At 62.3% G+C, this 11,030-nt stretch carries 11 protein-coding genes; 7 read left to right on the forward strand and 4 right to left on the reverse strand.

All coding sequences use genetic code 11. From position 1 onward, the window contains the following. The first annotated feature begins 180 nt into the window (after positions 1-180). The 5 genes from FHS64_RS02610 (at position 181) to FHS64_RS02630 (ending at position 3,689) form a co-directional block, all read left to right on the forward strand. Positions 181-891: a response regulator transcription factor gene (locus FHS64_RS02610; protein WP_167175208.1), complete on the forward strand. Its 711-nt coding sequence runs from the start codon at positions 181-183 to the stop codon at positions 889-891. After that, on the forward strand, positions 860-2,473 hold the full coding sequence (locus FHS64_RS02615; RefSeq protein ID WP_167175211.1) for a sensor histidine kinase: 1,614 nt from the start codon (positions 860-862) through the stop codon (positions 2,471-2,473). The genes FHS64_RS02610 and FHS64_RS02615 overlap by 32 nt, the downstream gene beginning before the upstream one ends. Beyond that, positions 2,470-2,901 carry an HPr kinase/phosphorylase gene (locus FHS64_RS02620; protein ID WP_167175214.1) on the forward strand — a complete coding sequence of 144 codons (432 nt, stop codon included), beginning with the start codon at positions 2,470-2,472 and terminating at the stop codon, positions 2,899-2,901. The genes FHS64_RS02615 and FHS64_RS02620 overlap by 4 nt, the downstream gene beginning before the upstream one ends. 108 nt (positions 2,902-3,009) lie before the next feature. Then, entirely contained in the window at positions 3,010-3,414 is a 405-nt protein-coding gene (locus FHS64_RS02625) for a PTS sugar transporter subunit IIA (RefSeq protein WP_167175217.1), read from the forward strand. After that, positions 3,411-3,689 (forward strand): HPr family phosphocarrier protein, encoded by a 279-nt coding sequence (locus tag FHS64_RS02630; RefSeq protein ID WP_167175220.1) that lies wholly within the window; start codon positions 3,411-3,413, stop codon positions 3,687-3,689. The genes FHS64_RS02625 and FHS64_RS02630 overlap by 4 nt, the downstream gene beginning before the upstream one ends. On the opposite strand, the gene FHS64_RS02635 is transcribed toward FHS64_RS02630, so the two are convergent. The 3 genes from FHS64_RS02635 to FHS64_RS02645 form a co-directional block, all read right to left on the reverse strand. After that, the gene (locus FHS64_RS02635; RefSeq protein WP_167175223.1) at positions 3,686-5,206 is read right to left on the reverse strand and encodes a VOC family protein; all 1,521 of its coding nucleotides are present in this window, start codon (positions 5,204-5,206) and stop codon (positions 3,686-3,688) included. The genes FHS64_RS02630 and FHS64_RS02635 overlap by 4 nt on opposite strands. Positions 5,207-5,281: 75 nt before the next feature. Beyond that, the gene (locus FHS64_RS02640; RefSeq protein WP_167175226.1) at positions 5,282-5,899 is read right to left on the reverse strand and encodes a glutathione S-transferase family protein; all 618 of its coding nucleotides are present in this window, start codon (positions 5,897-5,899) and stop codon (positions 5,282-5,284) included. A 322-nt stretch (positions 5,900-6,221) separates the two neighbouring features. After that, positions 6,222-6,953 carry a PepSY domain-containing protein gene (locus FHS64_RS02645; protein WP_167175228.1) on the reverse strand — a complete coding sequence of 244 codons (732 nt, stop codon included), beginning with the start codon at positions 6,951-6,953 and terminating at the stop codon, positions 6,222-6,224. 239 nt (positions 6,954-7,192) lie between these two features. Here FHS64_RS02645 and FHS64_RS02650 point away from each other — a divergent pair, with 239 nt between their 5' ends. Both FHS64_RS02650 and exaC read left to right on the forward strand, forming a co-directional pair. Beyond that, positions 7,193-8,176, forward strand: a complete 984-nt coding sequence (locus tag FHS64_RS02650) for a GAF domain-containing protein (protein ID WP_167175231.1) — start codon at positions 7,193-7,195, stop codon at positions 8,174-8,176. Positions 8,177-8,308: 132 nt separating this feature from the next. After that, positions 8,309-9,826, forward strand: a complete 1,518-nt coding sequence (gene exaC / locus FHS64_RS02655) for an acetaldehyde dehydrogenase ExaC (protein WP_167175234.1) — start codon at positions 8,309-8,311, stop codon at positions 9,824-9,826. 155 nt (positions 9,827-9,981) lie between these two features. Here exaC and FHS64_RS02660 read toward each other — a convergent pair whose 3' ends face one another. Continuing rightward, complete coding sequence (locus FHS64_RS02660) at positions 9,982-10,968, reverse strand: urea transporter (protein WP_167175237.1); 987 nt, start codon at positions 10,966-10,968, stop codon at positions 9,982-9,984. Between the last annotated feature and the right edge of the window lie 62 nt (positions 10,969-11,030).

Raw genomic sequence — 11,030 nt, forward strand, 5'->3', positions numbered from 1 at the left:
TGTTATCGCTCAAGGAGTTTAAGGCAGGGTTTCAACTTATCGTCACAGGCAGCACTTGCAGCGAAAGTTACAACTTCCCATTTCCTAAGGCCCTAATCTGCCTTAATCATACCGAAACTGTACCGCTCGCCGTGCGTTGTGTCGGCAACACCGTTCGCGTTCGTTCGCAAGGAGAAGCCCTTGGCTAACATCACCCTGGTCGATGACGACGAGAATATCGTCGCGTCCGTTTCCCTGGCGCTGGAAAGCCATGGCCACACGGTCACCGCCTATCATGACGGTGCCTCGGGCCTTGAGGCTCTGGAAAATAGCCCGCCGGATCTGGCCATCCTCGATGTGAAGATGCCGCGTATGGACGGCATGGAAGTGCTGCGCCGTCTGCGCCAGACCTCGAACCTGCCGGTCATTATGCTGACCTCCAAGGACGAGGAAATCGACGAAATCCTCGGCTTCAACCTTGGTGCCGACGACTATATGCACAAACCGTTCAGCCAGCGCCTGCTGCTGGAACGCGTAAAGGCGCTGCTGCGCCGTGCCGGTGTCGAGGGTATCGACCTGACCGAAAACGCGGCCAATGCCGATGCCAACAAGGCCATCAAGCGCGGCCCGTTGTCGATGGATCCGGCCCGCCACGAATGCACGTGGGAAGGCAAGCCGGTCAAACTGACCGTCACCGAGTTCCTGCTGCTTCAGGCTCTGGCCCAGCGCCCCGGTTTCGTGAAGAGCCGCGACAACCTGATGGACGCGGCCTATGACGACCAGGTTTATGTCGATGACCGCACCATCGACAGCCACGTAAAGCGTATGCGCAAGAAGTTCCGCATGGTTGACCCTGAATTCGACGCGATCGAGACACTGTATGGCGTCGGCTACCGTTACCGCGAAGCCTAAGAACCAGAAGCCGCCCAGACGGCCTGCCAGACGATTTCGTTTTGGCGGGTCACGACTGGGCGGCTTTATGCTGGCTCTCAACCTTCTAAGTCTGCTGATTATGATCGGCGGGGCTCTGGCTCTGAACGAGTGGAGCCGTGGCCTGATCAATGCCCGACAGGAATCGCTGTCGGTGCAGGCCGAGCTTTTGTCCAATGTTCTGGGTGAACTGGGTATTACCCAGGGGGACCCCTATCCCATGCTGGACGACCGCGCCGCCGCCTACTGGCTGCGCGACAACTTCATTCCCTATGGGCAGCGCGCCCGACTGTTCGATGTGGACGGGATTCAGGTCTCTGATTCCTACAACGTCTCGGACAATATTCCGGGCGAGCCTTTGCCGCCCGCCCTGCCCTCGGGCACCACCGCGCCACCGCCCGTTTCCGAAGCCGAAATCGAACAAGCGCGTTCCGAGGCCGATGCGGCACTGGCGGCCGAGGTCGAACTGGCCCTGCAGGGTCAGCCGCAGATGAATATCCGCCGCAACGAAGAAGGCGAGCGCGTGGTGTCCGTGTCCCTGCCCGTGCGCCACGTCCAGCAGGTTCTGGGCGTACTGACACTGGAAGCCGGTGATGTGAACGCCATTCTGGCCGCCCAGCGCCGCGCCCTGATGCCGTTTGCCTTTGTGGCGCTGGGGGTGAACCTGTTTGCGTCGCTGGTGCTGCATCTGTTTGTGGCGCGGCCCGTATTGCGACTGTCGGCAGCCGCCGACCAAGTGCGTCTGCAACGCGCCCGCGCCATCTCCCTGCCCGACCTGACCGCCCGCAAGGACGAGGTCGGCGGTCTGGCCCGTGCGCTGGAGAGCATGACCGACACCATGTCCATGCGTATGGACGCCATCGAACGCTTTGCTGCCGATGTCTCGCACGAGATCAAGAATCCGCTGACCTCGATCCGTTCGGCGCTGGAGACCCTGCCTCTGGTCAAGACCGAGGAACAGCGCGCGCGCCTGACCAATTTGCTGCAAAACGATGTGCGCCGTCTGGATCGTCTGATTACGGACATTTCCAATGCCTCGCGTCTGGATGCCGAGCTGTCGCGTGACCGCCCACGTTCGATTGATCTTGGGGAGCTGCTGTCGGACATTATCGGCGTCTATGAAAACAGCCTGCGCGAAGGCGATATTCCGGTGCGCCTGATCAACAGCCTGTCCATGCCCGCACAGGTGGTGGGACGCGACACGCCGCTGGGTCAGGTGTTCCGCAACCTGATCGACAATGCCCGCTCGTTCAGCCCGCAAGGAGCCGAGGTGCGCGTCTATCTGGAGAAGGACGACAGTCCTGACTTCTGGCGTGTGCGCGTCGAGGATGATGGCCCGGGTATTCCGCCCGACAATCTGGAAACCGTGTTCGAGCGTTTCTATACCTCGCGACCCAAGGGTACGGCCTTTGGCACCAATTCCGGTCTTGGCCTGTCGATTGTGCGCCAGATCGTGAAAGCGCACGAAGGCACGGTTGTCGCTATCAACCGTAGCGAAGGCGATCAGGTGAAGGGTGCCAGCTTTATTGTGCGCCTGCCGCTGGCGGGGCGCCGGACAGGATGACCCCCGACACCCCCACCGTCCATGCCAGCGCGGTCGCCCTGCGGCTGTGCGGTGCATGGCGCGGGGTGCTGATCCGCGGGGCGTCGGGGGCCGGAAAGAGCGATCTGGCCCTGCGACTTATGGACATAGGCGCGCGTCTGATCGGGGATGATTACGTCCACCTGTGGACAAGTTCTGGCCGGTTATATGCCACGGCTCCGGCCAGGATTTCCGGCCTGATCGAGGTGCGCGGTCTGGGCATCCGTCCGGTCACACCGTTGAAAACAGCCTCTATTTCACTGGTTATCGACCTGATCGACCATGCCGCCGAGCGTATGCCCGAACCGCAAGGTCTCAAGCTGTGCGGGGTGGATGTGCCCCTGTTACAGCTTGATCCGCGCCCTGCCAGCGCGGCGAGTTTGGTCATCCGTGCACTGGAAGCCCTTTGAACCTTTGTGGCTTTGGCTTAAGACATCGGACCAAGGGGCGTCTAACAGGGTTCAACCTGACCGCTTCTTGTTGATGTTCGGCAGATATGGGCCATTCGGTTTAGATTTATGATCGGTCTGGTGATCGTCACCCACGGAGGTCTGGCCTCCGAATTCATCTCGGCGATGGAGCATGTGGTCGGCCCGCAGCGCGGTGTCGCGGCCATTTGTATCGGTCCCGAAGATGACATGGAGCGCCGCCGGCGCGACATCCTCGACGCCTCGGCTGCGGTCGATGACGGCGATGGCGTGATTCTGCTGACCGACATGTTCGGCGGCACCCCGTCCAATCTGGCCATTTCGGTCATGGAACAGACCAAGGCCGAGGTGATTGCCGGTCTGAACCTGCCCATGCTGATCAAGCTGGCCAGTGTGCGCGGTCGCGAGAGCCTTGAGGCCTGTGTGGCCCATGCGCAGGATGCGGGGCGCAAATATATCTCGGTCGCGTCATGGGTTTTGGCAGGGGATAAATGAGCGAAGCCGTCCACGCCGAAATGGCGATCTGCAACCAGCGCGGACTGCATGCCCGCGCCTCGGCCAAGTTCGTAAAGACCGCCTCGGAATTCGAGGCCCAAATCCACGTTTCCAAAGACGGCACCACGGTTGATGCCCGCTCGATCATGGGCTTGCTGATGCTGGGGGCCGGTATCGGCTCCTCGATCGCGGTCAAGGCCGAGGGCAGCGATGCCGCAGCGGCGGTTACGGCCCTGTCGGACCTCGTCGCCCGCCGCTTCGACGAAGAGGCCTAGGCGTTCAGCCACGCCCGGATGGCGGCCTCGTCGGCATCGACCATCCAGTGACCGGCGCTGAGGGTCTGGTGATCCACCTGATGGCCGTGCGCTTGCAACGCCGCCTTGAGTGTCTCTGCGCTTTGGAGCGGGGCCAGATTGTCATCGGCACCCGAGAGCAGCAGCAGACGGCCTTCGCCCGTATCCGTTGAGACCTCGCCCGTCACGGCGTTTGCAGGCCGCAGCATGACCGCCTGTTTGACGCTGTCCGGATAAAGACGCGCCATCGCCCCGATCATGTCGGCCCCGTTGGAATAGCCCAGCAGCATCAGCGTGTCGGCCTCCAGCGCATAGCCACGGATAGCCCCCGCCAGAAAGGCATTGAAGGCCGCAGCTTCCGCGCGGATGTCCTTCTGGTCGAACACAGCATCGCCCTCACGGCGGAACCAGCGCAGATTGCCTTCTTCGGTGGCGCGGGCGCGCACACCCAGAAGCGCCGCACGCGGATTGATCCGGTGCGCCAAAGGCATCAGCTCGGCCTCGTCGCCACTAGGGCCATGCAGCAGGACAATGGTCGAGCCGTCGGGATCTTCCGGCCAATAGAAGCGATGCACGAACGGCAGGTCACGCTTGGGGCCGCGCATTTCGCCCGGACGCGAAAACTGCGGCAGCTTGATCCTCAGATCGTCGGCAACAAAGAACATCACCTCGGGCGGGAATTGCAAAGACTGGCCCAGTTGGTCTGCCGGTTCGTTGACGGTCAGACCCGGTAGGTCTGTGGCGCACTCGATCGACAGACCGCTGCTGTCGCGCACATAGAACGAGCTGAAATATTGCAGGTCGCGCACCATGGTCGGGACATGGTCCCTGAGGGTTTCGCGCAAGTTTTTCAGCGTCTCGATATCGGGGGCGCGGAAGGCCACATGGTCGGGCACGCCTGCGCCCTTTACCGACGGCACAAAGCCGGTGACGCTATGCACATCCACCACATCGGTGTCCGACTTCAGGCGGGTGACGCTGTCTTCGGTACGGGAGACACTATAGCCGAAATGGCCAAGGAAGCGGTTGGTCTCCTCGGCGCGGTCGCTGAGGAGGGTCACGCCGCGAATATAGCAAGGTGCCGTGACCGAGCCGGAGCCTAAGGCCGCTTCGCTGGCCACCAGTTTGATAATCAGGCCGTCAGGGTCTTTCAGGCGCAGGACCGGCTCGCCGAATTCCTTGATCGGGCCCTCGGCGGGAATATTGGCCGAGATGGCCCGCATCATCCATTCGCCCAGACTGTCGGTCGGTACGGCAAAGGCGATTTCCGACACCTGACCCAGCCCTGTGCGGCCACGGCCTGTGGCCTCCCACACCATGAAGCTGACGAGGGTGCCGGGGCGTCCGTCGGGTGCGCCATAGAACAGGTGAAGTTGCTCGGCATCCTCGAACCCGCCCGTCTGTTTGACGAGGTTCAGGCCCAGAAACCCCATGTAGAAATCCACATTGGCCTGAACATCGGCGGTGATGCTGGTGACGTGATGGATGCCGGTCGTCATCGGGTATCTTTCGATCAGGAACCCCGTCCGGCCTGTGACCGGACGGGGCTGTAAAGGCTTACGCTTTCAGACGGCCTAGTTGCCGGATTCGCGGTCCAGAACCTTCTGGACAGCCGGATCGGCGGCCAGACGGTCGTGCAGGGCCAGAACGTTCGGATATTGCGTCAGGTTGCCTTCCAGCAGCTTCTTGCCCCAGCGGATCATCGGGAAGGCATAGGCGTCGATCACCGACTTGCCGTCCAAAATCCATTCGCGGCCCTCAAGGTGCTTGTCGAGGGTGGCGAACTGTTTGTGGACCAGAACGTGACCGGCGGCGACGACCTTGGCGCGGGCTTCGTCGCTCTCGTCGGTCGTATAGCGATACGGCATGAAGACCGGCCAGAAGGCGGCGTGCATGTCCGAGGTCAGGAAGGCCGACCAGCGATGGTTCTCGGCCTTTTGACGCAGGCTGTCGCCGCCCGACAGATTGGCCTCGGGGTGTTTTTGCGACAGATAGTCGAGGATGGCCCCCGCCTGGGTCAGCAGCCAGCCATCGTCCTCGCGCAGGGTCGGAACAGCCCCCGCCGGATTGACCGCCAGAAGCTCGGGTGAGCCGTACTGGACTTTGACGGCCTCGAAGGGCGCACCGATCCATTCCAGAACAATATGCGGGGCCATCGAACAGGCACCTACGGCGTAATACAGGGTCGGCAAGGGGGCAGCTCCGTCAAAAATCAGCAAGCGATCAAGTGGACATGGGCACGAACGGCACGGGTACAAGCTTAAGCATTTATCCTAGGTTTCACGGTCAAGCTTTCTGTTCTAGCCTCGGCTCAGGATTGCTCACCAACAGCCATCGGGGTGGCTATGCGGAACGACCCTTTATGCCTGCGCGAACAGGCCCGTATCCGGTTTCTCAGCATTGCCGCGATCATAGCGGCGATAGGCCTGACATGGTTTTCACTATCAGGCCCGTCCGCGGGAGAGGCTTGGGTGTCACAGCCTCCTGAAACGGTCCAGACCCTGCCCTAGCCCCTTAGCCCGCCTTGCGGCGGGCGGCACGGACGGCGCGCGCCATTTTCAGGTCGCGCGACAGGCGTATCCACAACAGGATAAAGCCGGTCACCACAATACTGAGCGTCAGAACTGTCAGACCGACCAGCAGCGGGTGGTTGAAATTGTCGCCATTCTTGAAGTCGAGAATGTGCAGCCGCCAGAAGAAATCATAGAAGCGCCACACCGCCGAACGCCGCGTCACAACCTCGCCGGTCTGGGGGGACAGATAGAAGGTTGTGCGCTCGGCATCCTTGAAATTCACGCGCCAGATCGGCCCGTCGCGGCCGGTTTCCTTGGGGGCCTGATCCAGCAGGATCGGCGGTTGCGCCGCCGCTGTGCCCCGATAGGCAGCCATGGCCAGCGCCGAAACTTCGTTGGCATCCATCGCCGCAAAAGGCCGACCCGTGGTGGCGTTCAGGGTCACAGCCTCGGCGCCCGACGGGGTCAGAACCCATGCGGGACCGCGTTGTGTGCCTTTAAGCTCGGCACGCGCCGGGGCAATGCCTGTGGTCTGCACCACATCGGCCAGAGGCAGGACCTGTTCTACAGGCAGGGCCACAGGCGAGGCCGGTTTCAAACGATGCTCACTGCGGACCGTCTCGATCGGGATGGCGGTCATCACCACACCACCGGCCACCCAGAACAGAACTTGCACGCCCACAACAAGGCCGATCCATTTATGGATCTGTGTCGAGTATCGCAGGACCTTCATATTTCCCCCTGATGCGCTTTCATGCGCCTCTATCACCCTGAAACCCTATACGCATAGCAGGGGTCTTCCCCTCGGCCCCGCCAAGAAGCGGTTAGGCGGCTGGCCCGTTTGCATTGGTCGGGTCGCATCCCCATCTATCGCCACTGGAGCGGGACAGCGATGACGCATTGACGCCCCCGTATTGACGCCCCCCGTCAAGACGCGTTTGATCCGTATCGGCGCAGCCTTGGAGGCCGACTGTGAATGATCGTTTACGTAACGACCATGGCAATCTGATCCGTCAGGCACTGGACGACAGCGCCGGTGCCCGCTCGGCCCTGGCGGCTTCATGGCGTCGTTCCATCACGCTTCACGGGCTGGACCCGATGCGGCACCGTCAGGTCGAGACCATTACCGACCTGCAACTGCGCGAGGCGCAACAGGCGATGGAGCCTGTGACGCGCGCCGCCGAAGGGGTGCTGGACCGTCTGTTTCAGGCCGTCGGCGGTGTGGGCTGTTGCGTGCTGCTGACCAATACGGACGGCATTCCGGTTGAACGGCGCGGCGCTGTGGCCGATGACCAGACCTTCCACCGCTGGGGCCTGTGGCCGGGGGCGGTATGGTCCGAGGCGGTCGAAGGCACCAATGGCATTGGCACGGCTCTGGCCGAGCATCGCCCCGTCACCATTCACCGCGACCAGCATTTCCATGCGCGCAATACCGGACTGAGCTGCGTCACCTATCCGGTGCATGACCATCTGGGGCGGCTGGTGGGATCGCTGGACGTCTCTTCCTGTCGCGCCGATGCCACCGAAAGCATTCTCGGTCTGATTTCAACGGCTGTGGCCGATGCGGTTCGCGCCATCGAGGCCCAGACCTTCCGTCAGGCCTTCAGCGATGCGCGTATTGTGCTGGCCGGTGATGCCAGCGAACGCAACCACGCCGCACTGTTGGCGGTGGACCGCGACGATCTGGTTATCGGCGCAACGCGGGCCGCGCGGCTGTCGCTGTTGATTACCGACGAGAGGATTGCCGCCCAGCTTCCGGCGGCTGATCTTTTGGCCCCAGCACAAGCGCCCTACGCCGAAACCGAAACCGATCTGCATGAGGCCGAGCGCGGGGCGGTACGGCGGGCGCTGGCCCGTTCCGGTGGCAATGTCTCGGCGGCGGCGCGGGCGCTGGGCATCAGTCGCGCCACCCTTCATCGCAAGCTGCACAAGCTGGGCCTGATCGAGTTGCACTGACCTGTCGCAATCCTGCGACAGGTGTGCGCCGCACCATGAGTGCGCCCTCTGGCAAGTCCCCCACGGTCGTCCCAACGTCTCCTGAACGACGCCGAGCCACCGGCGCACAGGAAACAGCAGGAGGCCATTTCGATGACCAAATCCGAATTTACCCGCAGCGTGACGCCGCAATACAAGGCCCGCTACGACAACTTCATCGGCGGTGAGTGGGTCGCCCCCGTCAATGGCCGCTATTTCGAGAATACCTCGCCGGTAAACGGCCGCGTGCTGTGTGAAGTGGCCCTGTCGGACGCTGCCGATGTGGAACTGGCACTGGACGCCGCCCATGCCGCCAAGGATGCATGGGGCACCACCAGCCCCGCCCAGCGCGCCCTGATGCTGAACCGCATCGCCGACCGCATGGAAGAAAACCTGCAAGCCATTGCCGAGGCCGAGACCTGGGACAACGGCAAGCCGGTGCGCGAAACCCTGGCCGCCGACATTCCGCTGGCGATTGACCATTTCCGCTATTTCGCCGGATGCATCCGCGCGCAGGAAGGCGGCCTGTCGCAGCTGGATAACGACACCGTGGCCTACCACTTCCACGAGCCGCTGGGCGTGGTCGGCCAGATCATTCCGTGGAACTTCCCCATTCTGATGGCGACGTGGAAGATTGCCCCTGCCCTCGCCGCCGGTAACTGCATCGTGCTGAAGCCTGCGGAGCAGACACCGGCCTCGATCCTGTTGCTGGTCGAGATCATTCAGGACCTGCTTCCGGCGGGCGTGCTGAACATCGTATCGGGCACCGGCATCGAGGTGGGCGAGCCGCTGGCCACCAATCCGCGCATCGCCAAGATCGCCTTTACCGGCTCGACCGCGGTCGGCCAGAAGATCATGGAATATGCGACCCAGAACATCATTCCGGTGACGCTGGAACTGGGAGGCAAGTCGCCGAACATCTTCTTCAAGGATGTGATGGATGCCGATGACGCCTTCCTCGACAAGGCGCTGGAAGGCTTTGTCATGTTCGCGCTCAATCAGGGCGAGATCTGCACCTGCCCCAGCCGCGCCCTGATCCACGAAGACATCTATGAAGCCTTTATCGAAAAGGCGATTGCCCGCGTCGAAGCCATCAAGCAGGGCGACCCGCTGAACCCCGAAACCCAGGTCGGTGCACAGGCTTCGGCCCAGCAACTGAAGAAGATCCTGTCCTATCTGCAAATCGGTAAGGACGAGGGTGCCGAGGTTCTGACCGGCGGCGAACAGGCCGTGCTGAAGGACGATCTGGCGGGCGGCTATTACATCAAGCCGACCATCTTCAAGGGCACCAATGACATGCGGGTGTTCCAGGAAGAAATCTTCGGCCCCGTTCTGGCTGTGACCACCTTCAAGACGCTGGAAGAAGCCATCGCCATCGCCAATGACACCGAATACGGTCTGGGCGCAGGCGTGTGGTCGCGTGACATGAACACCGCCTACCGCGCCGGTCGCGGCATTCAGGCCGGTCGCGTCTGGACCAACTGCTATCACCAGTATCCGGCCCATGCCGCCTTTGGCGGTTACAAGAAGTCGGGCATTGGCCGCGAAAACCACCGCATGATGCTGGATCACTACCAGCAAACCAAAAACCTGCTGGTCAGCTACAGCCCCGACAAGCTGGGCTTCTTCTGACCGACCGCTGTCTGTTGGCCGCCTCTTCCCCCCTCGGCGGCTTCAGGGAAGTTTGAGACCAACTGCACTTTCCGAACAGACACTGTCCGACCGATCCCCCCACGGTCGCAGGCTCAGGCGCGGACTTTTAGTCCGCGCCTTTTTCTTTTGTACGCCTAGGCGCTCTTAAGACGCGGGAAGAGCGGTATGGCCAGAACGAATACCCAGACCACCAGCACGAAAGGCAGGGTCATGGCGGGCATGCCGACAGGCTCCAGCAGGGCGGATACTGCGGCATAGGCCAGTGGTGTGACCATGGTGGCCAAACCGGCATAGGCCAGGGACGCTGTGCTAGGGCGCAGGAATACGCTGGCCAAGGCAATAGCGGTCAAGACGCTGTTGAAACCGAACGCGCCCGAATAGATGGCGGCCTCGGCGGCGCCCATGCCCCATGCGACCATGGCCCCGATCAGTGATCCTGCCATGGCCGCGACAAAGCCGAGGCGCGAGCTGACCAGAAGGCCGGCAAGGAACAGGGCCCCCGTCACCGGACTGGCCTGAAAGAAGACCTGTGCCACGCCACTGAACAGGCCGTGGACCAGTGTCGAGCCGGTGACGAAGCCTTCAACCGTTGCGTCGTGAGGCAGGCCTGCAGAGGGCAAAAGCTCGGTGGATTGCAGACGCCCGAAACGCGCCGTCGCCAGAAACACGCACAGGGTCGTAAACACGAACGGCGCCGTCAGCACCGGCAGTTTCCACACCCGCATCATGTTCAGCATCGCCGCCATCAGTACGCTGGAACAGGCGGCGGCCACGATCACACAGGCCCATGTCAGAACGCCCGGATGCAGGAAATAGAGTATCCCGACCGCCACCAGCGCGCCGTTACAGCCGAACAGGCCGTCGCGGATCTGGGCGCGTTCGGCCCCCAGCAGACGGGCGGTCAGCGTGCTGGACAGCGTGCCGACCAGAACCCCGATACCGAATAGGGTCGAGTTGTAGAAAACCCCGATGAGAAACAGCAGGCCTGCATAGCTGTTGTTCTGCAGCATGACCTGTCCCACGCCGCGCAGGACCGTGTCGACCAAACCCAATGCCCGCAAGGCAGGGCCGGAGGCGGAACCCGTATCGTCCCATACCAGTCCGGTTGATGACAGCTTCATGGCTTAACTCCTGACAATCCGGCCTTGAGCCTAGACTGTGCGGGTTAAGGAAAATCCTGCTC

The organism is Brevundimonas terrae, assembly GCF_011761985.1.
Taxonomy (GTDB): Bacteria; Pseudomonadota; Alphaproteobacteria; order Caulobacterales; family Caulobacteraceae; genus Brevundimonas; species Brevundimonas terrae.